The organism is Pseudomonas sp. B6002 (genome assembly GCF_013385985.1).
Classification (GTDB): Bacteria; Pseudomonadota; Gammaproteobacteria; order Pseudomonadales; family Pseudomonadaceae; genus Aquipseudomonas.
Genome location: NZ_JACAOY010000014.1, coordinates 177,052 through 201,344, shown reverse-complemented (window position 1 = coordinate 201,344; position 24,293 = coordinate 177,052). Strand labels below are relative to the sequence as shown.

At 63.4% G+C, this 24,293-nt stretch carries 20 protein-coding genes and 2 pseudogenes; 12 read left to right on the top strand and 10 right to left on the bottom strand.

The genetic code is table 11. The features are described 5' to 3' along the window. Positions 1–17 precede the first annotated feature (17 nt). On the top strand, positions 18–860 hold the full coding sequence (locus HX792_RS19825; RefSeq protein WP_176997675.1) for an oxidoreductase: 843 nt from the start codon (positions 18–20) through the stop codon (positions 858–860). Positions 861–999: 139 nt separating this feature from the next. Here HX792_RS19825 and yghU read toward each other — a convergent pair whose 3' ends face one another. From yghU to HX792_RS19805, 4 genes are read right to left on the bottom strand one after another with little or no spacing between them, the layout of a single operon-like run. Next, on the bottom strand, positions 1,000–1,833 hold the full coding sequence (yghU, locus tag HX792_RS19820; RefSeq protein ID WP_176997674.1) for a glutathione-dependent disulfide-bond oxidoreductase: 834 nt from the start codon (positions 1,831–1,833) through the stop codon (positions 1,000–1,002). Between the two features lie 2 nt (positions 1,834–1,835). Further along, positions 1,836–3,281 (bottom strand): efflux transporter outer membrane subunit, encoded by a 1,446-nt coding sequence (locus tag HX792_RS19815; RefSeq protein ID WP_176997673.1) that lies wholly within the window; start codon positions 3,279–3,281, stop codon positions 1,836–1,838. After that, positions 3,274–4,443, bottom strand: a complete 1,170-nt coding sequence (locus HX792_RS19810; RefSeq protein WP_176997672.1) for an efflux RND transporter periplasmic adaptor subunit — start codon at positions 4,441–4,443, stop codon at positions 3,274–3,276. Before HX792_RS19810 ends, HX792_RS19815 begins: the two co-directional genes overlap by 8 nt. 1 nt (position 4,444) lies before the next feature. Further along, on the bottom strand, positions 4,445–7,624 hold the full coding sequence (locus HX792_RS19805) for an efflux RND transporter permease subunit (protein WP_176997671.1): 3,180 nt from the start codon (positions 7,622–7,624) through the stop codon (positions 4,445–4,447). Between the two features lie 276 nt (positions 7,625–7,900). On the opposite strand from HX792_RS19805, the gene HX792_RS19800 reads away from it, so the two are divergent. Beyond that, positions 7,901–8,371 carry a MarR family winged helix-turn-helix transcriptional regulator gene (locus HX792_RS19800; RefSeq protein WP_218172726.1) on the top strand — a complete coding sequence of 157 codons (471 nt, stop codon included), beginning with the start codon at positions 7,901–7,903 and terminating at the stop codon, positions 8,369–8,371. On the opposite strand, the gene HX792_RS19795 is transcribed toward HX792_RS19800, so the two are convergent. The 4 genes from HX792_RS19795 to HX792_RS19780 are packed head-to-tail and all read right to left on the bottom strand — an operon-like array spanning position 8,368 to position 12,505. After that, positions 8,368–9,468: an agmatine/peptidylarginine deiminase gene (locus HX792_RS19795; protein WP_176997670.1), complete on the bottom strand. Its 1,101-nt coding sequence runs from the start codon at positions 9,466–9,468 to the stop codon at positions 8,368–8,370. The two genes, HX792_RS19800 and HX792_RS19795, sit on opposite strands and share 4 nt — an antisense overlap. A 36-nt stretch (positions 9,469–9,504) precedes the next feature. Next, positions 9,505–10,581, bottom strand: coding sequence for an extracellular solute-binding protein (locus tag HX792_RS19790; RefSeq protein WP_176997669.1), 1,077 nt, complete (start codon positions 10,579–10,581; stop codon positions 9,505–9,507). Next, positions 10,578–11,459: an N-carbamoylputrescine amidase gene (gene aguB / locus HX792_RS19785; protein WP_176997668.1), complete on the bottom strand. Its 882-nt coding sequence runs from the start codon at positions 11,457–11,459 to the stop codon at positions 10,578–10,580. Before aguB ends, HX792_RS19790 begins: the two co-directional genes overlap by 4 nt. After that, positions 11,456–12,505: an agmatine/peptidylarginine deiminase gene (locus tag HX792_RS19780; RefSeq protein WP_176997667.1), complete on the bottom strand. Its 1,050-nt coding sequence runs from the start codon at positions 12,503–12,505 to the stop codon at positions 11,456–11,458. Before HX792_RS19780 ends, aguB begins: the two co-directional genes overlap by 4 nt. Positions 12,506–12,639: 134 nt before the next feature. On the opposite strand from HX792_RS19780, the gene HX792_RS19775 reads away from it, so the two are divergent. The 8 genes and pseudogenes from HX792_RS19775 to HX792_RS19745 all read left to right on the top strand — a co-directional run bounded on the left by HX792_RS19775 (position 12,640) and on the right by HX792_RS19745 (position 19,621). Then, positions 12,640–13,506, top strand: coding sequence for a LysR substrate-binding domain-containing protein (locus tag HX792_RS19775; RefSeq protein ID WP_176997666.1), 867 nt, complete (start codon positions 12,640–12,642; stop codon positions 13,504–13,506). Beyond that, on the top strand, positions 13,503–14,036 hold the full coding sequence (gene mug, locus HX792_RS19770) for a G/U mismatch-specific DNA glycosylase (protein ID WP_176997665.1): 534 nt from the start codon (positions 13,503–13,505) through the stop codon (positions 14,034–14,036). The genes HX792_RS19775 and mug overlap by 4 nt, the downstream gene beginning before the upstream one ends. Before the next feature lie 28 nt (positions 14,037–14,064). Next, a complete protein-coding gene (locus tag HX792_RS19765) occupies positions 14,065–14,661 on the top strand; it encodes a glutathione S-transferase family protein (protein ID WP_176997664.1) in 597 nt (198 codons plus the stop codon). A gap of 50 nt (positions 14,662–14,711) precedes the next feature. Beyond that, entirely contained in the window at positions 14,712–15,401 is a 690-nt protein-coding gene (locus HX792_RS19760) for an SOS response-associated peptidase family protein (protein WP_176997663.1), read from the top strand. 83 nt (positions 15,402–15,484) lie between these two features. Then, positions 15,485–16,375 (top strand): bestrophin family protein, encoded by an 891-nt coding sequence (locus HX792_RS19755; protein WP_176997662.1) that lies wholly within the window; start codon positions 15,485–15,487, stop codon positions 16,373–16,375. Positions 16,376–16,519: 144 nt separating this feature from the next. Beyond that, positions 16,520–17,599, top strand: a pseudogene (locus HX792_RS30685) (cache domain-containing protein); the annotation flags it as partial. A 321-nt stretch (positions 17,600–17,920) separates the two neighbouring features. Beyond that, positions 17,921–18,463, top strand: a pseudogene (locus HX792_RS30680) (methyl-accepting chemotaxis protein); the annotation flags it as partial. 258 nt (positions 18,464–18,721) lie between these two features. Continuing rightward, a complete protein-coding gene (locus tag HX792_RS19745; protein WP_176997660.1) occupies positions 18,722–19,621 on the top strand; it encodes a proline iminopeptidase-family hydrolase in 900 nt (299 codons plus the stop codon). Between the two features lie 27 nt (positions 19,622–19,648). Here HX792_RS19745 and HX792_RS19740 read toward each other — a convergent pair whose 3' ends face one another. Both HX792_RS19740 and HX792_RS19735 read right to left on the bottom strand, forming a co-directional pair. Further along, the gene (locus tag HX792_RS19740; RefSeq protein WP_176997659.1) at positions 19,649–20,869 is read right to left on the bottom strand and encodes an MFS transporter; all 1,221 of its coding nucleotides are present in this window, start codon (positions 20,867–20,869) and stop codon (positions 19,649–19,651) included. Beyond that, the gene (locus tag HX792_RS19735; RefSeq protein ID WP_176997658.1) at positions 20,866–21,540 is read right to left on the bottom strand and encodes an RraA family protein; all 675 of its coding nucleotides are present in this window, start codon (positions 21,538–21,540) and stop codon (positions 20,866–20,868) included. The genes HX792_RS19740 and HX792_RS19735 overlap by 4 nt, the downstream gene beginning before the upstream one ends. Positions 21,541–21,841: 301 nt before the next feature. Here HX792_RS19735 and HX792_RS19730 point away from each other — a divergent pair, with 301 nt between their 5' ends. Together HX792_RS19730 and HX792_RS19725 are read left to right on the top strand one after the other, a co-directional pair. Then, positions 21,842–22,810, top strand: a complete 969-nt coding sequence (locus HX792_RS19730; RefSeq protein ID WP_176997657.1) for a hydroxyacid dehydrogenase — start codon at positions 21,842–21,844, stop codon at positions 22,808–22,810. Positions 22,811–22,875: 65 nt separating this feature from the next. Next, positions 22,876–24,213: an MFS transporter gene (locus HX792_RS19725; RefSeq protein WP_176997656.1), complete on the top strand. Its 1,338-nt coding sequence runs from the start codon at positions 22,876–22,878 to the stop codon at positions 24,211–24,213. The last annotated feature ends 80 nt before the right edge of the window (positions 24,214–24,293 follow it).

The following is a 24,293-nucleotide window of genomic DNA, read 5'->3' as shown; positions in this document are numbered from 1 at the left end:
ACTCACGGGAGATCACCATGCCTGCACAACCCCAGAAAACCTGGCTTATCACCGGTATCAGTTCCGGCTTCGGCAAAGCCCTGGCCGAGGCCCTGTTGGCTGCCGGCGAGCGCGTCGTCGGCACCGTGCGCACGCCGGAGGCCATCGACGCGTTCGACCGCATCAAACCTGGCTATTCCTTTGCACGCTTGCTGGATGTCACCGACAGCCTGTTTGTCCCGGCCGTGGTGGCCGAGATCGAAAAGAACGTTGGCGCGATTGATGTACTGGTCAACAACGCCGGCTACGGTTTTGAGGGCGTACTGGAAGAGTCGTCCCTGGACGATGTACGCCAGCAATTTGAAGTCAACGTGTTCGGCGCGGTGGCGATGATTCAGGCGGTGCTGCCGTTTATGCGTAAGCGCCGTCGCGGGCATATTCTCAACATCACCTCGATGGGCGGCCTGACCACCTTCCCCGGCCTGGGCGTGTACCACGGCAGCAAGTTTGCGCTGGAAGGCATCTCCGAGGCGCTGGGCAAGGAGGTGAAGCCATTCGGCATTCACGTCACCGCAATTGAACCGGGGGGCTTTCGCACCGATTGGGCGGGTCGTTCGATGGTCAGGGCCGAACGCAGCATCGCCGACTACGACGCCTCGTTTGATGCCGTGCGAGCAGCGCGACACGCCCGCAGCGGACGGCAGGACGGCGACCCGGCAAAAGCCGCCCTGGCGATGATGCAGGTAGTGGCAAGCGCCGAGCCACCGGCGCATTTGCTGCTGGGCAATGACGCGGTGGAGCATGTGACGGCCAAGCTCACGGCGTTGCAAGCCGAGATCAGCGCCTGGGAAAGCGTTTCCCGCGCAACCGATTTTGCCTGATACACCGAGCCGCCTGCATCGCCGGCAAGCCGGGCTCCTACAAAAAGGCGGCCGCGCGCAGTCACCTGTAGGAGCCGGCTTGCCGGCGATGGCCTCTACCCGGTGTACCTGATGCACCGAGGCGCCTGCAGGCAGATATTCAATCCAGGTCGCTGGCGTCGTGGCGCTCGCGCAGTTGCTCGTGCGGTTCGCCGGACACGCGGTTCACCCGGCGTCCACGCTGTACCGCAGGCCGTGCCTCGATGGCGTCCGCCCAGCGCAGCACATGCTTGTATTCATGCACCGACAGGAACTCCGCCGCGCCGTACAACCGGCCCTTCACCAGGCCGCCGTACCAAGGCCAGATCGCGATGTCGGCAATCGTGTATTCATCCCCGGCAATGTATTCGCTCACGGCCAAACGCTGGTCGAGCACATCCAGTTGGCGCTTGGTCTCCATGGCAAAGCGGTTGATCGCGTATTCCATCTTGCTCGGCGCATACGCGTAGAAATGCCCGAAACCACCGCCCAGGTATGGCGCGCTGCCCATTTGCCAGAACAGCCACGACAGGCATTCAGCACGTGCCGCCGGCTCGGTCGGGAAGAACGCACCGAACTTCTCCGCGAGGTATTGCAGGATCGCTCCCGACTCGAACACCCGGATCGGCGTGGCGCCGCTGCGGTCCAGCAGTGCGGGAATCTTGGAGTTCGGGTTGACACCCACAAAGCCGCTGCCGAACTGGTCGCCATCGCCGATCTTGATCAGCCAGGCGTCGTATTCCGCGCCGCTGTGCCCCAGGGCCAACAGTTCTTCAAGCAGGATGGTGACCTTTTGCCCGTTGGGCGTGGCCAGTGAATACAGTTGCAGCGGGTGCTTGCCCACCGGCAATTCCTGCTCGTGGGTCGCTCCGGCGATGGGCCGGTTGATGCTGGCGAAAGTGCCGCCGCTTTCGGTGTCCCAGGTCCAGACTTTCGGGGGTACGTAGTCAGTCATCGTTACTGCTCCTTGGGTTGAATAGGGTTCGACGCCGCCAGTTGCGCCACGTTCCAGCCGCCACCCAGTGCCTTGATCAGGCCCACATTAGCGCTCAATTGCTGGGTTTGCAGTTGCAATACCGTGCGCTTGGCTTCCAGCGCAGCCACTTGGGCGGTCACCACATCGAGGTAGGCCACGGCGCCCTGGCGATAACGCGCGGTGGAAAGGTCCTCGGCGTACTGCGCAGCGGCCGCTGCATCACGCTGGTCGTCCAGGGCGCTGCCCAGCCCGGCGATCTGCGAGAGGTTGTCTTCCACCTGTTCGAACGCCCCCAACACCACGCCCCGGTATTTGGCGGCGGCTTCATCGGTGGCGGCCTTGGCAATGTCGACCTGCGCCTGGCGCGCACCACCGTCGAACAGCGTGCCCACCAGTGACGGGCCGATGGCCCAGAACAGGTTGGGCGCGCTGAGCAGCCGCGCAAACTCATCGCTCTGATAGCCGCCCTGGGCGCTCAAGGTGATCTGCGGAAACCACGCGGCCCTGGCCACGCCGATACGTGCGTTGGCTGCGGCGATGCGGCGTTCGGCGGCGGCGATGTCCGGCCGGCGTTGCAGCAGGTTCGACGGCACACCGGTGGGCACGTTCGGCAAGGCAATCGGCGCAACGTTGACCGCCACCGAGTAGGTCGACGCCGACTCCCCCAGCATCGCCGCAATCGAATGCTCCAGCACTGCGCGCTGTACCAGGCTTTGGCTCAACTGCGACTTGACCGTGGACAGCTGCGTGCGCGCCCGTGCCACGTCGAGGCCGGAGACAATCCCGCCGCCGTGCAGGCCTTCGGTCAGGCCCAACGCTTTGGCGTAGGCGTCGCGGGTCTGTTCCAGCAGTTGGTTCTGCCAGTCGATGCCGCGCAGGCGAATGTAGCTGTCGGCCAATTGCGCCTGCAGGCTCAGGCGCACCGACGCGAGGTCGGCCTTGGCCGCTTCGGAGTCGCTGGTGCCGGCGGCGACGGTGTCGCGCACGCGGCCCCACAGATCCACTTCATAGTCGACTTCCAGGCCCAGGGTGGCCGAGTTGTAGACATTTGGCGAGGTGGCCGAACGCAGCGGCTTGGTGTCGGACTGGCGAATACGCTGGCCGTTGCCGATGGCCGACACCGTCGGGAACAGCCCCGAACGCGCCTGGGCCACATAGCCCTGGGACTGCTCGTAGTGGGCCAGTGCCGCACTCAGGTCGGGGTTGTTTTTCAGCAACTGCTGCTGCATCGCGTCCAGCTGCGGGTCGTTGTAGATGTGCCACCAACCATCGCGGCTGGCCTGGTCGTTGGGGGTGCCGACGGTCCACGGGGCCTGGGTATGAAACTGTGCCGCCACCGGGGTTTCGGGCACCTTGAGCGGCGGCGCCAACGAGCACGCCCCCAGGCTCAAGGTGGCGACCAGGCCGAAGAAAGTGCGCTTAGCCATGGGGTTTGACCTCGGCGGGAGCGGCCGCCAATTGCACCGCGTCGTTGTCGGCCAGGCCATCGGGCGGTGTGTCGATCACACGTTCGTCGGCTTGCAGGCCGCTGGCAATTTCCACACTGTCGCCAAAGTCGCGGGCAATGCTGACGGTCTTGAAGCGCACGTGATCCGTGCTGTCGAGGGTGGCGACGCGCATGCCGTGGTCATCGAACACCAGGGCGCTGGAAGGCACCCGCAGCACATCGGCTTGCACCGGCAAGTCGAACTGCACGCTGGTGTAGCCGCCCGGCAGCAGGCGCCCGCCCGGGTTGTCCACCAGCAGTTGCACCAGGGTGCTGCCGGAGGCGGCATTGACCGCGTCGGCAGTGGCGATCACCTTGCCGGTGAAGGTTTCGCCGCGGTATTCCGGCACGCTCAGGCGCGCCGTGGTGCCTTCGCGGATCTGCGGCGAAAAGGTCTGCGGCACCTGCACGTACACGCGCAGGCGGCTGACGTCGGCCACGGCGAACAGCTCTTTGCCGGCAGCGCCACCGGCACTGATCAGCGCACCCACGTCGGTGCTGCGCGCGGTGACCACGCCGGCAAACGGCGCCACCAGGCGCTGGAAGCCCTTGGTCGCCACCAACTGGTCGACATTGGCCTTGGCCGCCGCCACCTTGGCTTGTTTGGCGGTCAGGTCACCGGTGCGCTCGTCCACGTCCTGGCGCGACACCGAGTCGGTCGCCAACATCGCCTGCCAGCGCTTGGCGGTGGTTTCGGCAAGGTGCGCATCGGCCTGGGCCGAGGCCAAGGTGGCACGGGCCTGCAGCAGTTGCTGGTCGAGTTCCGGGGTGTCGATTTCAGCCAGCTCCTGGCCGGCTTTCACCCGGGTGCCGATGTCGACGTTCCAGGATTTGAGGTAGCCGTTGACCCGCGCAAAGATCGACGCACGGGAATAGGCTTCCATGCGCCCCGGCAGGTTGAGCACCGGGCCCTGGGCCTGCACCAACGGTTTGATCAACTTCACGCTGGGCAGCGCCTGCGCATCGGTCCAGGTTTTGAGGTCACGGGATTCATTGGCGCGCACGCCGATGCCCACACCCACGATGGCAACCACCAACACCCCGCCGACGATCAGCCAGAGCAGCCCACGGGAAGACTTCGGTTTAGAAAGAGAAACGGACATGTCAAACCCCTTGGGTAACGGTGGTCGCCAGCGTGGCGTGCTGGCGACGCCCGTGGACAAGACTGAAAATCAGCGGAACCAGAATCAGCGTGGCGATGGTGGCAAACGCCAGGCCGCCAATCACCGCACGGCCGAGCGGCGCGTTCTGCTCGCCGCCCTCCCCCAGGCCCAGGGCCATGGGCGCCATGCCGATGATCATCGAAATGGCGGTCATCAACACCGGCCGCAGCCGGGTAAAGCCGGCTTCCAATGCAGCCTGCACGGCATCGCCATGCACCGCCAGGCGTTCGCGGCAGAAGCTCACCACCAGGATGGCGTTGGCGGTGGCCACGCCCATGCACATGATCGCCCCCGTCAGCGCAGGCACCGACAGCGGCGTATGGGTGACAAACAGCATCCACACGATCCCCGCCAAGGCAGCCGGCAAGGCGGTGATGATCACGAACGGGTCGCTCCACGACTGGAAATTGACCACGATCAACAGGTAGATCAGCACCACCGCCCCCAGCAGGCCGAACAACAAGCCGCTGAACGCGGCGTTCATGGTCTGCACCTGGCCCTGCAACAGCACCTTGGAACCGGTGGGCACTTCACTGGCGTGGGCGGTGATGATCTTCTGGATATCGGCCGCCACGGCGCCCAGGTCACGACCCTGGATCGCAGTGAGCACTTCCACCACCGGCTGGATATCCGACTGGGTGATCACCGAGTTGCTGTGGCTGCGCTGGATAGTGGCCAGGCCGCCCAGGGTCTGATCGGTGGCCGCGCCGGCGCTGCCACTGAGTGGCAGGTTATGCAGGGCCGCCAGGCTTTCCAGGCTGTACTGCGGGGTTTGCATGACGATAGGGTAGGAAATGCCGTTGGCCGGGTTCAACCAGAACGTCGGCGCCACTTGGCTGGAACCAGCCAGGTTGACCACCAGGCTGTTGGTCACATCACGCTCGGTCAGGCCAACCAGTTGCGCACGGGTGCGGTCCACGTCGATGTTGAACGTGGGCAACTGCCGCGACTGCTGGATACGCGCATCCACCACCCCCGGCACGCGGCGAATATCGCGCAGCAAGGCACTGGCGTAGGTGAAGTTGGCGGCCAGGTTGTTCCCGGTGACTTGCACGTCCACCGGCGCCGATGAACCGAAGTTGAGGATCTGCCCGACGATGTCCGACGCCGGGAACGAGAACACCGCGCTCGGGAATTCCCGTGGCAGGCTTTCGCGCAGCTCGCGCATGTATTCGGCGGTCGGGCGATGGCCTTCGTTGAGGCTGATCTGAATGTCGCTGTCCTGGGAGCCCACGGTGCCGGTGTTGTTGTACACCACGTTGATACCGCTGATGGACAGGCCGATGTTGTCCACCAGGGCCTTGAGGTCTTCGCCCGGGATCTTGCGGCGGATCGAATTCTCGATGTCGGCGATCAGGTGCGCATTGCTTTCCACTCGTGTGCCCACCGGGGCACGCACGTGCAACAGGATCAGCCCGGAGTCGACCTCGGGGAAAAAGTTGCGGCCCAAAAACGGCACCAGCGCAAACGACACCGCGACAAACGCCAGCAAGCCCACCACCACTGCGCGGCGATGATGCAAGGCCGTGTCGAGCACGCCGTGGTAGCGCTCGCGGAACGCTTCAAAGTGCCGCTCGAACCCGCGCTGGAATTTCACCAACGGGTTGCGCGACGGCGCATGCCCGTCTTCGCCGTGCACGTGGGGCTTGAGCAGGTAGTTGGCGAGGGTCGGCACCAGGGTCCGCGACAGGATGAACGAGGCGATCATCGCGAAGATCACCGCTTCGGCCATCGGCACGAACAGGAAGCGCGCCACGCCGTCGAGGAAGAACATCGGCACGAACACGATGCAGATGCACAGCAGCGAGACAAACGCCGGGGTCACGATCTGCGCCGCACCGTCAAGAATCGCCGTCTCCACCGGCTTGCCCTGCTCCAGGTGCCAGTTGATGTTTTCGATGGTCACCGTGGCGTCGTCCACCAGGATCCCCACGGCCAGTGCCAGGCCGCCGAGGGTCATGATGTTGAGGGTTTCGCCCAGGGCCGACAGCGTGGCAATCGAGGCCAGGATCGCCAGGGGAATCGAGGTGGCGATGATCACGGTGGAACGCCAACTGCCGAGGAACAGCAGGATCATCAGGCTGGTCAGCGCCGCTGCGATCAAGCCTTCACGGGCTACGCCGCCGATGGCCGAGCGCACGAACAGCGATTGGTCACCGATCAGGTCGATGTTCAGGTTGGGCGGCAACGCGGCCTTGTTGTCGGCCAGCTTGTCCTTGACCCCGGCGATCACGCCCAAGGTCGACGCTGAACCGGTCTTGAGCACGGTCAGCAGCACCGAACGGTTACCGTTCACGTGCACGATGTTGGTTTGTGGCGGGTTGCCGTCGCGCACCGTGGCCACGTCGCGGATCAGCACGGTGGTGCCGTCGGCGGTCTTGATCGGCAGGTTTTCCAGGTCATGGAAGTCCGACGGCGAGTTGTTCAACTGCAGGTTGAACTCGTAGCTGCCGATCTTTTGCGTGCCCACCGGGGTGATCAGGTTCTGGGTGGCCAGGGCGGTGGCGACGTCTTGCGCCGACAGGCCACGGGCTTGCATGCGCGCCGAGTCGAGGTCGATCTGCACCTGCCGGCTCTTGCCGCCGAACGGGTACGGCAGCGCCGCGCCCGGCACGGTGGTGAGCATCAGGCGCACGGAGTTGATGCCGATATCGCCCAGCTGCTGCTCGCTCAGGCCTGGGCCCGACAAGGCCAGCTGCACGATAGGCACGGTGGACGCGCTGTAGTTGAGCACCAGCGGCGGCACGGTGCCCGGCGGCAGTTGGCGCAGGATTGCCTGGGACACCGAGGTCACCTGGGCGTTGGCGGTACTGATGTTGACGCCGGGCTGGAAGAAGATCTTCACGATGCCGTAGCCGTTCATCGACTGCGCTTCGATGTGTCGGATGTCGTTGACCGTGGTGGTCAGCACCCGCTCGAACGGTGAGGTGATGCGCCCCGCCATCTGGTCCGGCGGCAAGCCGGTGTACTGCCAGATCACGGCGATGACCGGGATGCGGATCTCGGGAAAGATGTCGGTGGGTGTTCGCCAGGCCGCCAGCGGGCCGATGATCAGAATGAAAATGGCCAATACCAGAAAGGTATAGGGGCGCCGCAACGCGATGCGCACGAGGCTCAGCATAGGAGGTGATCCAGACAGGGGGTTGGATGTTCGAGCCGGCAAAGCCGCGCCATTTTTCCCGCCTCGCCCCATGCGCTTCCTGGGGAATTTGCAACGACATCCGGGTCACAAAGAGGCATAAGCCACGATATCGAATTTAGTGGCGTACGCAACTAATTTGTTTCAAGCTGTCTCAGTCTTCATCTGAAAGGGCATGTTCGGGCCGAAAAGCCTTGTCCTGAAGGGTTCGAACGGCATAATTGCCACGTCGTTTTTTGTATCAGAGAGTATCCGCCCTTGAAAGCTGCGAAGCCTTGCTCCGAGAGCCCCAGCGCCTGCGTGAACGGTGCCGTGCGTCGCACGTCGCGCCGCCTGGGCCAGATCTATGACGAGGCGTATGCCCCCTGCGGTTTGAAAGCCACCCAGTACGCAGTGCTCAATCAGATAGCCAAGGCCGGCACGCCGAAGATGGGTGAGTTGGCGCAAAACCTGGTGATGGACCTGTCGGCCCTGGGCCACACGCTCAAGCCGCTGGTGCGTGACGGGCTGGTGGAGTTGCGCGTGGACGAACTGGACCGTCGCACCCGCCGCGTGCTGCTGACCGAAGCCGGTGTGCAGACCCACGCGGTGGCCCGGCAGGTGTCGCTGAAAATGGCCGAACGCTTCGATCAGGCGTTCGGCCGCGAAGCTGCGGCGCAGTTGCGCCAGACCCTGGACTTCATCGCCTCCGACGAATTTGCCAAGGTGCTGCTGGCCAAGGACGACTAAGCCATCGGCTGGTGGTTGGTCACGCAGTGAATGCCACCGCCACCCGCCGCGATCGCGTCGATATTGAGCTGCACCACCCTGCGGTTCGGGTAGAGCTGCGAGAGCAGGTCCAGCGCCTTGCGGTCGGCCACCGCATCACCAAACTCTGGCGCAATCACCGCGCCGTTGATCACGAAGTAATTGATGTACCCCGCCGCGAAATCCTCATTGCCCCGGCTGAACTTGCTTTTGCGCGGGTTCAGCGGTGGCGACACGGTGTGCACGGTCAGCGGCCGGCCGTCGGCGTCGGTGGCGTTTTTGAGGATGTCCAGGTGCGCCAGGGTGACCTTGTGGTCGTAGGACTCGGGGTCGGTGTCGAGGTTGGCCAGCACCACGCCCGGGGCGACGAAGCGCGCGTAGAAATCCACGTGGGCGTCGGTGATGTCCTTGCCCTTGATGCCGGGCAGCCAGATGATCTTGCGCAAGCCCAGGCGCTCCTTGAGTTCGGCTTCGACGTCGGCCTTGCTCCAGTCGGGGTTGCGATTGCGGTTGATCCAGCTGCTTTCGGTCATGATGCCGGTGCCCAGGCCATCCACCTCGATGGCACCGCCCTCGCCCACCAGTTCGCTGCGAATGTGGCGCGCGCCGGTTTCTTCGGCGACCAGGGCCGCCACGTGCGCGTCGTCTGCGTGCTGCTGCTTGTTGCCCCAGCCGTTGAAATTGAAGTCCACCGCCGCCTGGCCGCCCGTGCCGTCGATGACGAAATTGGCGCCGGTGTCGCGCATCCAGATGTCGTCCAGTTCGGTCTCCACAAAGGTGATATTGCGCAAGCCGCAGTGCTGCTCGGCGAGGGCGCGTTCTTCTTCGCGGCAGAACACGGTGACGGGTTCGTATTGGGCAATCGCCCTGGCGATACGGCCCAACGCGACCTGCACGTCGGCGGTGAAGTCTTCCCAGATGGCATCCTGGGCGCCAAAGGCAATGAACGCCTGGCGGTGTTTTTCACCCTCGTCGGGCATGTAGAAGCGGCCTTTGACGGCAGCTCGCACGTGGGTAGTGAGCAATGTCATGGCGCAGACCACGCTGGCTTGTTTGATGAAGGTACGACGGGTTGGCATGGTGGTTCCTGCATACGGTATTGAATTGAAAAACGTTCATTGTTGGGTTTTGAATTTAGTCCACACGCGCATCCGTGCACGCATGTCCGCCTGGGGGATGTCCTTGCCGGCGATCAACCGTTCGAACGTGGCCGCGTCCGGGTAGATGTCGGGGTTGTCGCGCATGCTGGCCTCCACCTCCGGCCGGGCCTTGGCGTTGGCCGTGGGGTAACCGGTGAAGTTGGTGATGGCGGCCATGTTTTCCGGACGCATCACGAAGTTGATAAACGCGTAGGCGTATTCCGGGTGCTTGGCGTCAACGGGAATGGCCATGGTGTCCATCCACACCGTCGTGCCTTCGCGGGGGATGTGATAACCAAAGTTCACCGGCTTGCCGGCAGCGTCGGCGGCGCGCTGGGCCTGGGTCATGTCGCCGCTGTAGCCCAGGGACAGGCACAGGTTGCCGTTGACCAGGTCGGTGACCGGTTGCGACTGGAACTTGCGGATGTAAGGGCGCAGCTTGAGTAGCAATTCGCTGGCGGCGGCCAGGTCTTCACGCTTGGCACTGCGCGGGTCGCGGCCCAGGTAGTTGAGCACCACGGCCAACACCTCGTCCGGCGAGTCGATCAGCGAGATGCCGCAATCAGCAAATTTGGCCGCCAGCTCAGGCTTGAACAGCAGGTCCAGGCTGTTGACCGGCGCGTTTGGCAAGCGCTGCTCGATCTGCCGCGTGTTGTAGGTCAGGCCAATGGTGCCCCAGGTGTAGGGCACCGTTGCCTTGTTCGAATTGACGTAATGGGTGCGCAGCGTTTGCAGACCCGGTTCGATATCGTTCAACGCGGTGAGCTTGGCAGGGTCCAGCGGTTGCAGGCTGCCCGCCCGCATCAGGCGCTCGGCCACGGTGTCACCGGGGAAGATCAAGTCGTAACCGCTGCCGCCCGCCATCAACTTGGCTTCCAGGGTTTCGCTGCCATCCATCACGTCGTAGATCACCTGGATACCAGTCTCGGCCGTGAACTTGGCCAAGGTGTCGGCGGCAAAATAGTCGGCCCAGTTGTAGAGCCTCAGGGTTTTGTCGTCGGCCAGGGCGCAGGCACTCGTGAGCATCAGTACGCAACTCAATAGACGTTTCATGATGGGCGCCCATCCAGGGTGAGTAGGCCGCCGTACATTTCCGGGCGGCGGTCGCGGAAGATGCCCCAGGTCAGGCGGTCTTCGCGCATGGCAGACAGGTCCAGGCTGTGCACGAGCACGCCGGTGCTGTCGCGATCGGCCTCGGCCAGCAGCTTGCCCTTGTGGTTGCAGATGAACGACGAGCCGTAGAAGTCCATTTGCAAGGCAGGATCTGTGGTCGCCACTTCACGCCCGACGCGGTTGGCCGCCACCACTGGCAACAGGTTCGCCGCCGCGTGGCCGCGCATGGTCATCTGCCAATGGTCGCGGGAATCGAGGGTCGCGCAGCCCGGTTCCGAGCCGATGGCCGTGGGAAACAGCAGCACCTCGGCACCCTGCAAGGCCAGGCAACGGGCGGTTTCGGGAAACCATTGGTCCCAGCAGATACCCACGCCGAGGCGTCCGAAGGCCGTGTCCCACACGCGAAAACCCGTATCGCCGGGGCTGAAATACTCCTTCTCCTGATAGCCGATGGCATTCGGAATATGAGTCTTGCGGTACACGCCGAGCAATCGCCCGTCGGCATCGGCCACGCTCAGGGAATTGAAGAACGCATTGCCGGCTTGTTCGAACCAGCTCAGCGGCAGCACCACACCCAGTTCCCTGGCCAACGCGGCAAAGCGCTTGAGCACGCCGCTGTGCTGGTATTCCTCGGCCAGCGCCAGGTGCTTGTGATGCTGTTCGATGCAGAAATACGGCGTGGCGAACAGCTCCTGCAACAGGATCACCTGGGCGCCCTGCGCCGCCGCCTCTCGCACCAATTGCTCGGCACGGTCGAGGTTGCCCGGCAAGTCCCAGGTGCAAGGCATCTGGGTCGTCGCAATCGTCAGCAGGCTCATGGCTGCACCCCCGCAGGTTGTTGTTGGGTGATGCAGTGCACGCCACCGCCGCCATGGGCCAGGTGGTTGATCTGCACCGGCACGATTTCGCGCCCCGGGAACGCCCCGGCCAGGACCTCGGCCGCCACCTGATCGGCAGCAATGCCATAGGCCGGCATGATGATTGCGCCGTTGGCGATGTAGAAATTGGTATAGGACGCGCAGAACACCTCGGCCTCGGTGTCGACCGCGTCGGTGGCTTCATACAAGTCGATCAGCTCGAAATGCCGGCCTTGGGCGTCGGTGGCGAGTTGCAGGGCGCGGCGGTTTTCCCGCACCACCTCGGCGTAGACAGAGCCCTGATCATGGGTCGCATCGACCAGCAACACTCCGGGACGGGCGAATGCGCAGACACCGTCGACATGGCCGTCGGTCATGTCGCCGGTGACGTAGTTCGGGTCGCCGGGCAGCCAAATGGTCTTCTTGATGCCCAGTAGCCGCGCAAAAATCGCCTCCATCTCGGCTTTGGTCACGCCGGGGTTGCGGTTGGGGTTGAGCAGCACCGATTCGGTGGTGATCAAGGTGCCCTCGCCGTCCACATGGATCGCCCCGCCTTCGTTGCTCAGCGGCGTGCCGAAGCACTCCAGGCCCAGGTGATTGAGCACCCGGCGCGCCAGGCTTTCGTCCAGGTCATGGGCCGACTTGCCGCCCCAGGCATTGAAGCGCCAGCTCACCCCGGCCGTACCCAGTTGCGGGTGACAGACAAAGCTCGGGCCGGAGTCGCGGCACCAGCTGTCGTTGACGGCCTGCTCGATCAGTTCGATGCCGGGACCGCACAGGGCCCTGGCGCCCGCGACTGCGGACGGATCGACCAGCATCTTCACCGGTTCAAAGCGGGCGATCGCATTGGCGACCCGTGCGAAATCCTGCTGCACCTGCGCCAGGGTCACGCCCCAGGTGGTTTCCCACAAGGCGCGGTTATGCGGCCAGACCATCCAGGTCGCCGCGTGCCGAGCCCACTCCGCAGGCATCCACCAACCATTGCTTTGCATTGCATTCTGCTGCATGACAAGTACCCTTCAGTTAAGTCATTGTGTTCAGTTAAAACTGCCCACGGAGTCTTGGCGTACATGCTATGGCGGGCTGCAAAGCCGGACAAACGATGGATTTTGTAGAAAACTGATTAGAGGAACTTATCAGCATGCTCAACCACTGGCCGCCCCTCGGCACCCTGCGCGGCTTCGAAGCCGCGGCCCGGCTGGGCAGCTTCCACAAGGCTGCCGAAGAACTGCACCTGACCCAATCGGCGATTAGCCAGCAGATCCGCAGCCTGGAGGCGTACCTGGAACAACCGCTGTTTTTTCGCAGCGGGCGCAGCGTGGCCTTGACCGACGCCGGTCACGATTTCCTCAGCACCACCCAGGCCCTGTTACAGCAACTGGCGGTGGGCGTGCGGCGCCTGGGGCAGTACCGCAAACCCAACCAACTGGTGCTCAACACCACACCCACCTTTGCGCGTCACTGGCTGTTGCCGCGGCTTGCGGATTTTCGCCGGCAACACCCGGAAGTCGACCTGTGGATCTTCAGCACCGACGAAGTGCCCGACATGGTCAGCCAGACCATCGACCTGGCGGTGCGCGACGACATCAGCTCCCAGGCCGAATGCAGCTTCCGGGTGCTGCATGCCGATCGCTTGTTTCCCGCCTGCCACCCGCGCGTGCTGGAGCAGCCCAAAGAGCAACGCACCACCCTGCACGGCGAGCGCGAAATGGATTGGAGCCACTGGGCGGTGGAAGCCGGGATTGATGTGGGCCAACAAGACCAGGGACTGAACTTCTCCGACCCTGGCCTGTTGTTGGACGCCGTGTGCACCGGCCTGGGGATTGGCCTGGTCAGCCAGTTGCTGTGCCGCCAAGCGCAGCAAGACGGCCTGCTCGTGCCCTTGGTGGAAGCGACAATCCGTGGGCCGAGCTGGGCGCTGCTGACCCATCGCGACAGCGAGCACGACCCGCTGGCGCGCAGTTTCACGGCGTGGCTGCTGACCCATTTGCAGGTAGACCCGACATGAACGACCGCCTCGACGACATCCTCGCCGACCACCTGGACGTGCTGTTCTGCGGCATCAACCCCGGCAAGGGCTCCGCCGCCCTGGGCCTGCATTTTGCCAATCGCAGCAACCGCTTCTGGCGCACCTTACACCTCGCCGGTTTCACGCCCCATGAATTCCACCCGCAGGATGGCCTCACGCTGTTGCACTACGGCTGCGGCCTGACTACCGTGGTGGAGCGGCCCACAGCAAGCGCGGGCGAGTTGGCACGGCATGAATTCAAGGATGCAGCAGCAGCGTTCGAACAGAAAATCCGCCGTTGCGCGCCCCGCTTCGTGGCGTTCCTGGGCAAGGCCGGCTACAGCGCGCTGTCAGGCCAGCGCGACATCGCCTGGGGTTTGCAGCCACAGGCTTTCGGCGGCGCAGCGGTGTGGGTGCTGCCCAACCCCAGCGGGCGCAACCTGGCATTCAATCTGGAGCAGTTGGTGGAGGCTTATCAAGCCCTGCACGAGGCCATTGCGCACGCCGATCCTGAGCCCTTACTCTCTTGAGCCCGTCACTGTAAGCAATGGAGGCTTCATGAAACTGATCGGCATGCTGGACTCGCCTTACGTACGCCGCGTGGCCATTTCCCTGGAGCTGTACGGCGTGGAATTCGTGCATGAACCGCTGTCGGTGTTTCGCACCTTCAATGAGTTCGCCCAGATCAACCCGGTGGTCAAGGCCCCGACCCTGGTGCTGGACGCCGGCACGGTGCTGATGGATTCCAGCCTGATCCTCGACTACCTGGAAACCCTCGCCCCAGCCGACAAAAAGCTGCTGCCCCAGGCGCCCGCCGCCCGCGCTCGTGACTTGCAGTTGCTGGGCCTGGCCCTGGCGGCCTGCGAGAAAAGCGTGCAGATCGTCTATGAACACAACCTGCGCCCGGCCGAGAAACAGCATGCACCGTGGCTGGATCGGGTCAGCGGCCAATTGCTGGCGGCCTACTCGCTGCTGGAAAAACAACTGCCTGACAGTGAGGCACTGACCCAGGCGTCGATTACGGCCGCCGTCGCCTGGTCGTTCAGCCAGTTCACCGTGGCGTCGGTGGTCAGGGCGGATGCGTTCCCCCACCTGAAGCGCCATGCCGAGCGGCTGGAGGAGCACCCGGCGTTTAGGAAATACCCCATCGAATAACGGCCACTGCAACAGCGTCTACGCTCAGGGTTCAGCCGGAGGAAGCGGCCATGTGCGGACGACTCTCGCAGTACCGCGGTATCCATGACTTCGTGGCGGCCTTGAGCATGCCCAATGCCCTGGTCAACAGCGTGGGCGAGCAACCGCTTGGGCGCTACAACGTGGCGCCCTCGACAGGGGTTGCCCTGTTGCACCTGGAGCAGGCGGTGTTGCATGCCGACCGTGTGCGCTGGGGCTGGCGCCCGCATTGGGCCAAGGACCGCGCGCCGCCGATCAATGCCCGTGTGGAAAAAGTCGCGAATGGCGCGTTCTTTCGGGCGATCTGGCCACACCGGGCCATCGCCCCGGTCGACAACTGGTTCGAATGGGTGGATGAAGGCGGCCCGAAAAAACAGCCCTACCTGGTTCGTCGACGCGATGGCGCGCCCGTGCTCTGCGCGGCCATCGGCCAATTGCCCGACGCCGATGAGGGCGCGGGCGAACACGACGGGTTTGTGATCATCACCGCCGACAGCGCCGGCGGTATGGTCGACATCCATGATCGCCGCCCCGTGGTGTTGAACCCCACGCTTGCCCGAGAATGGCTGGACCCGGCGACGCCGCGCGGCCGCGCCGAGCAGATGGTGTTGTTGCAGGGCGAGCCCTCGGACGTTTTTGAGTGGTTCAAGGTGGACTGTGCGGTGGGCAACCCGCGCCACGAGGGGCCGCATATCATCGAACCCTTGGCGGCCGGGCAGTAGAAACGATTCAGCGGCGTCGAACCTTTGTGCATGAACCTGCGTCCGAGCTAAGGCACTGTTGCCAACCGCCGCGAGGTTCTCGTTTGAAAGCCGCCATCCTCAAGAAGTACCGCCTGATCATCAAGACCATGGGCTACGTGGGCTGGGCCCTGTTCTGGCTGTTGTTGTGGGACATCGCCGTGACGGTGGATTTCATGCTGTTCCTCAACGCCAAGATCAACCTGCCGCTGATGCCACTGACCCTGCTGGGTTCGGCCCTGGTGGTGCTGATCAGTTTTCGCAACAGCAGCGCCTACAACCGTTGGTGGGAGGCACGCACGCTGTGGGGCGCGATGGTCAACAACTCGCGCAGCCTTGCGCGCCAGGTGCTGACCCTGCTGGACGATGACGGCAGCGAGGCCAACCCGGTCAAGGCCACCCTGCTGCGCCGCCATGTGGCCTATGTGAATTGCCTGGCCGCCCACCTCAAGGGCCAGCCGTGCCCCGACGAAGTGCGTGCGTTTATCCCGCCAGAGGAGTTCGCCCGCAGCGGCGCGACCAACAACTTTGCCAATGACATCCTCACCGGCTCCGCCGCGTTGCTCGCCAAGGAATACAAGGCCGGCCACCTGGACAGCATCCGCCTGGCGCGGCTGGAGTCGACGCTGGTGGACTTGTCCAACGCCCAGGGCGGCATGGAGCGCATCGCCAATACGCCACTGCCCTACCCCTACGTGTACTTTCCGCGCCTGTTCATTTCGCTGTTCTGCCTGATCGTGCCGGTGGGTCTGGTGGAATCCCTGGGCTGGTTCACCCCACTGGCCTCCACGGTGGTGGGCTTCATGCTGCTGGCCATCGAGCGCATCGGCACCGACCTGCAAAGCCCGTTTCATTCCAGCGAACACCAGATCCAGATGGAAACGATCTGCGAAACCATCGAGAAAAACCTGCAGTCGATGCAGCGTGATGCGCTGGGCGGCGAGCGTATCGTTTAAACCCGCCTTACGGCCTAAAGTGCGTTCCCCCGCAGTCGATATACAGGGGGTACGCATGGGCCCTATCCCCTCAAAACAACACATGCGACGCTCGACGCTACTGTTTTCTCCTTGCCAAAATTATAAATACCCGCAGGTGAAGTCATGAATATCAAGCAAAAGCTGACCTGGGCGTTTGCCGCCATCGCGTGCGTCCCGGTTATTTTGGTCGCGGTGCTGGTTGTGCTGAACCTGCGCGAGGGGGCCCTGGCCAATTTCCTCGACAGCAGCGGCCGCGAGATCCGCCAGATCGACAATGGCATGAAGCAGTTCTTCGACGGCATCAGCCAGAACGTCGACTACGTGGCCAAGGACCCGCGCGTTGTCGCGGCCAAGGACCTTAAGAGCTACGCCGGCGCCGACGCCGCGCAAATCCCCCTCACCCCGACCAACAAGACGCTGCTGGAGATTTTCGACCAGTTCGCCAAGAGCCACCCGAGCACCGCCTACCTGTCCCTGGGTTTGAAGGATGGCGGCTACGCCAGCTGGCCCGACGACACCAAGCTGAACAACTACGACCCACGCGTGCGCCCCTGGTACCAGGCGGCCATCGCCGCGCCGGGCAAGACCGTGCGCACCGGCGCCTATTATTGGGCGCCGGACGACGTGACGCTGATCGGCACCGTGCACACCGTGGCCGATGCCAGCGGCAATATCCTTGGCGTGGTCGGCCTGGACGTGTCGCTCAAGCAGCTCACTGAGTTGGTGCGCAACATCAAGCTCGGCGACAGCGGCTACTTGATGCTGGTCGAAGCTAACGGCAACGTGCTGGTGGACCCCAGCGATGCCAAGCACAACTTCAAGCCCCTGGCTGACCTGGGCGCCAATTACGCCGAGCTGGCCAAGCGTGGCGATGGCGTGACCCAGATCGACATCAACGGCGTGACCTACATGGCCAACGTGGTCAGTTCCAAAGACCTGGGCTGGCGCTTTATCGGCCTGATCAAGCGCGATGAGGTCATGGCCCAGGCCGCTAGCCTCACCTGGTTGATCGCCGCCATCGCGGCGGTGCTGGCGGTAATCTTTGCGATTGTCGGTGCCAGTTTTGCCCGGGTGATCGTGCGTCCGATCCGCGGGGTTGCCGACGGCCTGCAGGAGATTGCCGAAGGTGAAGGTGACCTGACGCGCCAGCTCAAGGTCGAGGGCAAGGACGAAACCGCGAGCCTGGCGGGCTGGTTCAACCAGTTCCTGAGCATGATTGCCCAGCTGGTGCAGCGCATCGGCAACGCGTCCTCCGACCTGCAGACCGCCGCCGCCGACACCAGCGAGGTGGCGCACAACATGAACCAGGCGGCCGGGCGCCAGCGGGAAGCCGTGGAACTGGTGAGCACCGCGTTCAATGAAATGGTCGCCACCGCCAACGAAGTGGCCCGCTCCTGCAGCGCTGCCGCGTCGAGTGCCGACGAAGGCTACCGCGACGTGCATGACGGCCAGCAGCACATCGGCGAAGCCACCGGCAGCGTGCTCAAGTTGAGTGAAGACCTGCAGCGCTCGACCCAGACCATGCAGCAGCTGGAGCAGGACAGCAAAAACATCAACACCATCCTCGACACCATCCGCTCGATTGCCGAACAGACCAACCTGCTGGCGCTCAACGCGGCAATCGAGGCGGCCCGCGCCGGTGACCAGGGCCGTGGTTTTGCGGTGGTGGCTGACGAAGTGCGCGCCCTCGCCCGCCGCACCGCCGATTCCACCGGCGAGATCGACAGCCTGCTGGGCAACCTTGCTCGCCGCACCCAGGAAGTCACGCAGCAGATGCAGGGCAGCCTGTTGGTGTCCCACACCAGCGTGGAACGCATCCAACAGGCCCGCGACAGTTTCGACAAGATCCGCGGGTCGGTGGATTCGATCCGCGACCAGAACACCCAGATCGCCACCGCCGCCGAAGAGCAGCATCAGGTGGCCGAGGAGATCAACCGGCACATCGCGCAGATCCATGCGGATGCGCAGTTGGTCGAAGGCTTTGCCCATTCGGCGCAGACCGGTTCCGGGCGGTTGACGGATATTTCCGGTCAGCTCAAGGGGTTGGTGGGCCGCTTCAAGTTCTGACCTTGCCGGCGGTGGCGACCTTGCGGACGCCATCGAAGTGTAGGAGCTGGCTTGCCGGCGATAGCCATTTTGCGGACGCCATCGCCGGCAAGCCGGCTCCTACAGGTTCGCGGCGCACCCCATTCTGCTTGTGTAAGAGCTGGCTTACCGGCGATAGCGATCTTAAGGGCGCCTACAGAACCTATCATTTTTGCCAGTGCCCTTCTCGCGCACTTTTGGCTAGCCTGTACCTCATTGCTCACCAAGGAGGTACAGAACATGCAAGTCCGTGAAGGTTATGCCGATTTCCGTGGCCATCGGACGTGGTTCCGGGTCACGGGCGACCTGGATTCAGGGCGCCTGCCCTTGATCATTGCCCACGGCGGCCCCGGCTGCACCCATGACTACGTCGACAGCTTCAAGGACTTGGCCAGCACCGGCCGCGCCGTGGTGCACTACGACCAACTCGGCAATGGCCGCTCGACCCACCTGCGCGAAGCGACCCGCGATTTCTGGACGGTGGAGCTGTTCCTTGCCGAACTGAACAACCTGATCGCTCACCTGGGCATCCGCGACTACGTGTTGCTGGGCCAATCCTGGGGCGGCATGCTCGGCGCCGAACACGCGGTGCGCCAACCGGCCGGCCTCAAAGCACTGATCATCGCCAACTCACCCGCCTCCATGGGCCTGTGGTGCGAGGCGGCCGACGAGCTGCGTCGGGCGCTGCCGGCCGAAGTGCAGGCCACTCTGCAACGGCATGAAGCTGCCGGCACCACCGACAGCGCTGAATACCGCACCGCCTCGGACGTGTATTACGCGCGCCATGTGTGCCGCCTCAACCCGGTGCCCGACGAGGTGGCGCGCACCGACGCAGCCATCGAAGACGACCCCACCGTCTACCACACCATGAATGGCCCCAACGAGTTCCACGTGATCGGCAGCATGCGTCACTGGAGCATCATCGATCGCCTGTCGCGCATTCAGGTGCCGACGCTGCTGATTTCCGGGCGCTACGATGAAGCCACCCCGGCGACCGTGCAGCCGTTCGCCGACGGCATCGCTGACGTACGCTGGCAGATTTTCGAGCAGTCCAGCCACATGCCTCACGTGGAAGAGCGCGAGGCGTGCATGGCGTGTGTGGGGCAGTTTCTGCAGCAGGTAGAACCCGCGCTCCGCTGACAACGCGCCGTGGGCCGGTGGTTGTTTTCAGCCGCGCCCACGGCTGAGGCGCCAACTGACTAGCTGATAGAACCCGAGCAAGCTCCCCGCCAGCAGCAATGTCCATTGCACACTCAGTGCCGCCGCCAGCAGGCCGGCCAATAATCCGCCGATGGCTTCAAAACCGAAACGCATGGCGATGTAGAAGGCGATCACCCTGCCCCGCAGCGTTTCCGGTGCGGCACTTTGCAGGGTCATGTTGCTGCTGACATTACTCACGGTGATCCCGAAGCCCAGCCCGGCGAGCGCCGCCAGGGTGAACCACAAAGGTGGGTCGGCCGCCACCGCACACAATGAAACCGCGCAAACAGCCGTGCCCGCCGCGATGATACGGCTCAGGTTCGACGAACTGCCGGCGAACGCCAGGAAGATCGTGGCCACAAACGCACCCGCACCGGCTGCGCCCCATAACCAACCCAGGGTTTGTGCGTCACCGCTGAACACGTGCTTGGCCAGAATCGGCAGCAGCACCGTGTAGCAAGACGCCAGGAGGTTGACCATCACCACGCTGATGAGCAGTTGCCGAATGGACCGCGTGCCCCACAGGTAACGCAACCCTTCACGAAAGATCTCGCCGGTCGAGCCTTGGGCTCGCGCCTGGGCGCGACTTTGCACCTTGCCCAGGCCAATCAGCAACATGCCGAACGCGAAGGCGGTCAGCAAAAAGCAGCCGGCCTCGCCACTCCAGTTAATCAACAAACCCGCCAAGGGCGGGCCAATAAAGCGTGCCGCGTTGATCAACATGGCATTGAGCACGAGCGCGTTGGGCAGGTCCTTGGGGTCGTCGACAAAGCTGGCGATCAAGGCTTGCCGCAAGGGTGTTTCCAGTGCGTTGAGCAGGCCCAGCAGCAGCGCCATCGCGATGATCACTTCACGCCCCATCAAGTGCTGCCAGGTGAGCACGGCCAGGGCCAGTGATTGCAGCGCCAGTATGGCTTGTACGCCCATCAACAGGCGGCGCTTGTCATGCCGGTCGGACCAGGCACCCGCCAATGGCCCGACCAGCAATTGAGGCAACAGCGTCAGAAACGCAATCGCCCCCAGCAACACGGCCGAGCCCGTCAGGTGGTACGCCAGCCAGGACAGCGCGACCTGTTGCACCCACTTGCCCAGGGTGGAGAGGCCCTGGCCGACAAAGTAGATCTGGAAATTGCGATGGCTCAGCGCACGGATCGGCGCGGGCCAGCGGGAGGTAGAAGCAGGGTTCAAATAAACTCGCAGCCCTTTTGTACAAGGGATTTCAGGACCCAGGAGCGGTCGTTTTCGCCCAGCGCAATCTGTTCCAGTTGCTTCTGCTCGGCGGCATGTTTGGCGTAGGCGCGATCATACACCTCGCCGACCTGTTCGAACGGCACACAGAGCAAACCATCTTCGTCGCCGATGATCAGGTCGCCGGGTTCGATCACCATGCCACCCACCGCAATCGGCACATTGACCTCGCCCGGGCCGTCTTTGTAAGGGCCGCGATGGGTCACGCCGGCGGCGAACACCGGAAACTCTCCCGCGCCAATGCTGGCCGCATCACGGATGGCGCCATTGATGACAATGCCCGCCACGCCTTTCTTGATCGCGTAAGCCACCATCATTTCGCCGATCAACGCATTGCTGAGGTCACCGCCGGCGTCCACCACAATCACGTCGCCCGGCTCTGCGATATCCAGCGCGTGGTGCAGCATGAGGTTGTCCCCGGGACGCGCCTTGACCGTGAGTGCAGGCCCCGCCAGCACACCAGAGCGATGCATCGGTTGCAGGCTGGCGCCGCCCGCCGTCATGCGGTTCATCGAGTCGCTGACATTGGCAACAGGCACGGTCCGATAACGTTCGACCCATTCGGCAGCGACTTTGCGTTGCTGCTTGAGCACTCTGAATCCAATGGACATGGGGTATTCCTCTGCTAATTTTTATTTAATTTCGAAACGCTATTTCAAAATTAACATCATGAATTGAAATCAACAAGACTCCAGGCTGACGTCAGATCGCTTGCCACCAACGGTAAACAAACGCCAAAAAGGCCTTAAATCTCAGTGGGCAAAGGACTTAACCAAAAATATCGCGTGTATTCCGGCGCCGCTCTAAAAATTTATTTATTGCAACGCCATTTCATTATGATAGGTTTCAACCACTGTTGAACGCTGCAACGCGCTCCAACTGCACACCGATAAGAACACCAAGGTGCACAAAATGACCCGAACCCTGCTGCTGACCGGCCCGGAACTGACCGTCGAAGCCATGGCCCACGCCGCCGCCCATGGCGTGCGTGTCATCCCCACGACGCCCTACGCACCCGCCGAGGAACTCACCGCGATCATTGCCCGCGAACAGCCCGACGCGATCATCGTGCGCCAGGGCAAATTGACCCGGGAGATGATCAACGCATCGACCTCGCTGAAGATCATTGCCAAACACGGCGTGGGCTACGACACCATCGACATTGCCGCCGCCGCCGAACGCCGTATCCCGGTGACCATCGCCCTGGGCGCCAACGCCCAGTCCGTGGCCGAGCACGCACTGGCGCTGATGTTCAGCGTCGCCCGCCAGACCGCCCTGCTCGATGCGCGCATGCGTGATGGGCATTGGGACAAAGCCACGTCGGTGGGCATCGAGCTGTCGGGCAAGACACTCGGCCTGGTGGGCCTCGGCGCCATTGGCCGGATCCTGATGGAGCTGGTGGCCCCGCTGCGCATGACCGTCAAGGTATTCGACCCGTATCTCGCAGACCTGCCCAATGTGCAGCGTGTCGACAGCGTTGATGAGCTGCTGGCGAGCTGCGATATCATCAGCCTGCATTGCCCGCTGACCGAGCAGAACCGCAACCTCTTTGGTCCGGCGCAGTTCAAGCGCATGCGCCCGGGCAGCATTCTGATCAACACGGCACGCGGTGAGTTGATCGACACCGACGCCCTCGTGCACGCCCTGAGCACCGGCCAGATCGCCGGCGCCGGCCTTGATACCTTCAACCCCGAACCGCCGCCTGCGGACTCGGCGCTGTGGGGCTTGCCGACACTGGTGGCTACCCCGCACGTGGGCGCCAACACCGCTGAAGCGCGTGACCGCGTGGGTCTGCTGGCGCTGCAACAAATCATCGATTTCTGGGATGGCACCGCACCGGAGCCGCGAGCGGTGGTCAACCGCCACCTCTACGCACACTGACATCGCCCGCACTTTGGGTGCGGGTTCATTACCTATCTCCAAAAAAAACAACACGGGAGAGAGTCATGCCTATCAGTTCTACCGAAATCAGCGCGCTCGAGCGCGCAACCATGCGCAAGGTGGCGTGGCGACTGTTGCCGTTCCTGATCGTTTGTTACCTGCTCGCGATCATCGACCGCGGCAATATCGGCATGGCCTCCCTGCAGATGAATCAGGACCTGGGCCTAACCCCGGCGATCTTCGGCTTTGCCAGCAGCTTGTTCTTTGTCTCGTACTTCCTGGTGGAGGTGCCGAGCAACCTGGCCCTGCAACGCTTCGGCGCGCGGGTGTGGATTGCGCGGATCATGATCACCTGGGGGCTGATCTCCGCCGGCACCGCCTTTGTCACCGGCGCCAACTCCCTGTACGTCATGCGATTCCTGTTGGGCGCGGCTGAGGCGGGCTTCTTTCCAGGCGTACTGCTTTACCTCACCTACTGGCTGCCGGCGGCCTACCGTGGACGCATGGTCGCGATCTTCATGGTGGCCATTCCCGGCGCCAACTTCATCGGCTCGCCCCTGTCGGGATTATTGCTGAGCCTGGACGGCTGGTTCGGCATGCGCGGCTGGCATTGGCTGTTCATTATTGAAGGTATTCCGGCTGTACTGCTGGGTATCGCTTGCCTGTTCGTGCTCACCGACCGCCCTGAACACGCCACCTGGTTGAGCAACGAACAACGTCATTGGCTGACCAGCCGACTGAATGAAGAACGCAGCCGCAAGACCGCCATCGGGCATATCTCACTGTGGAAACTGCTGCGCCACAAACACATCTGGGTATTGGCCCTGATCTACTCCGGCGCTTCGGCAGCAGGCAGCACCATGAGCGTGTGGGCGCCGCAATTGCTCAAGACCTTCGGCCTGAACAACCTGGAAATCGGCCTGGTCAACGCCATCCCCTACGGCTTGGCCTCAATCCTGATGATCGTGTGGGGCCGCAGCTCCGACAAAACCGGTGAACGCCGCTGGCACACCGCGACCACCTTGCTGCTGATCACCGCCGGCTTGCTGATGGCGCTGGTGACGTCGTCTTTGGTCGCCACCGTGCTGATGCTGTCGATGGTGCTGATTGGTGCGTACTCCATGAAGGGACCGTTCTGGGCACTGGTCTCCACCTGGCTGTCCTCCTCCACCGCCGCCGCTGGCCTGGCCGCTGTCGGCGCGATGGCCAACCTGATAGGTGGCGGGATCATGGTCAACGTCTACGGCACAATTCATCACGCTACAGGCAGCTACGCCATTGCGCTGCTGCCACTCGCAGCGCTGTGCACAGCGGGCGCCGTGATGGTGCTGTTGATGGGCCGTAAACAGATGAAAGAAGTGAGTGAAGCGGCTGAATTCAACAAACCCGCGAACGCAAGCTAACCGCAGGACCAGGCTGTTGATCTGGCTTTTGACCTTGATTTTGATCTTAGGCGCCCCATCAAACACGCTGGCCGGAATTC

Coding starts and splice junctions, on each gene's coding strand:
- HX792_RS19815 (WP_176997673.1), bottom strand. CDS start 3,281: ATGGCTAAGCGCACTTTCTTCGGCCTGGTCGCCACCTTGAGCCTGGGG.
- HX792_RS19810 (WP_176997672.1), bottom strand. CDS start 4,443: ATGTCCGTTTCTCTTTCTAAACCGAAGTCTTCCCGTGGGCTGCTCTGG.
- HX792_RS19735 (WP_176997658.1), bottom strand. CDS start 21,540: ATGTCCATTGGATTCAGAGTGCTCAAGCAGCAACGCAAAGTCGCTGCC.
- HX792_RS19780 (WP_176997667.1), bottom strand. CDS start 12,505: ATGCAGCAGAATGCAATGCAAAGCAATGGTTGGTGGATGCCTGCGGAG.
- mug (WP_176997665.1), top strand. CDS start 13,503: ATGAACGACCGCCTCGACGACATCCTCGCCGACCACCTGGACGTGCTG.
- HX792_RS19805 (WP_176997671.1), bottom strand. CDS start 7,624: ATGCTGAGCCTCGTGCGCATCGCGTTGCGGCGCCCCTATACCTTTCTG.
- HX792_RS19795 (WP_176997670.1), bottom strand. CDS start 9,468: ATGCCAACCCGTCGTACCTTCATCAAACAAGCCAGCGTGGTCTGCGCC.
- HX792_RS19790 (WP_176997669.1), bottom strand. CDS start 10,581: ATGAAACGTCTATTGAGTTGCGTACTGATGCTCACGAGTGCCTGCGCC.
- yghU (WP_176997674.1), bottom strand. CDS start 1,833: ATGACTGACTACGTACCCCCGAAAGTCTGGACCTGGGACACCGAAAGC.
- aguB (WP_176997668.1), bottom strand. CDS start 11,459: ATGAGCCTGCTGACGATTGCGACGACCCAGATGCCTTGCACCTGGGAC.
- HX792_RS19775 (WP_176997666.1), top strand. CDS start 12,640: ATGCTCAACCACTGGCCGCCCCTCGGCACCCTGCGCGGCTTCGAAGCC.
- HX792_RS19725 (WP_176997656.1), top strand. CDS start 22,876: ATGCCTATCAGTTCTACCGAAATCAGCGCGCTCGAGCGCGCAACCATG.
- HX792_RS19760 (WP_176997663.1), top strand. CDS start 14,712: ATGTGCGGACGACTCTCGCAGTACCGCGGTATCCATGACTTCGTGGCG.
- HX792_RS19765 (WP_176997664.1), top strand. CDS start 14,065: ATGAAACTGATCGGCATGCTGGACTCGCCTTACGTACGCCGCGTGGCC.
- HX792_RS19730 (WP_176997657.1), top strand. CDS start 21,842: ATGACCCGAACCCTGCTGCTGACCGGCCCGGAACTGACCGTCGAAGCC.
- HX792_RS19745 (WP_176997660.1), top strand. CDS start 18,722: ATGCAAGTCCGTGAAGGTTATGCCGATTTCCGTGGCCATCGGACGTGG.
- HX792_RS19825 (WP_176997675.1), top strand. CDS start 18: ATGCCTGCACAACCCCAGAAAACCTGGCTTATCACCGGTATCAGTTCC.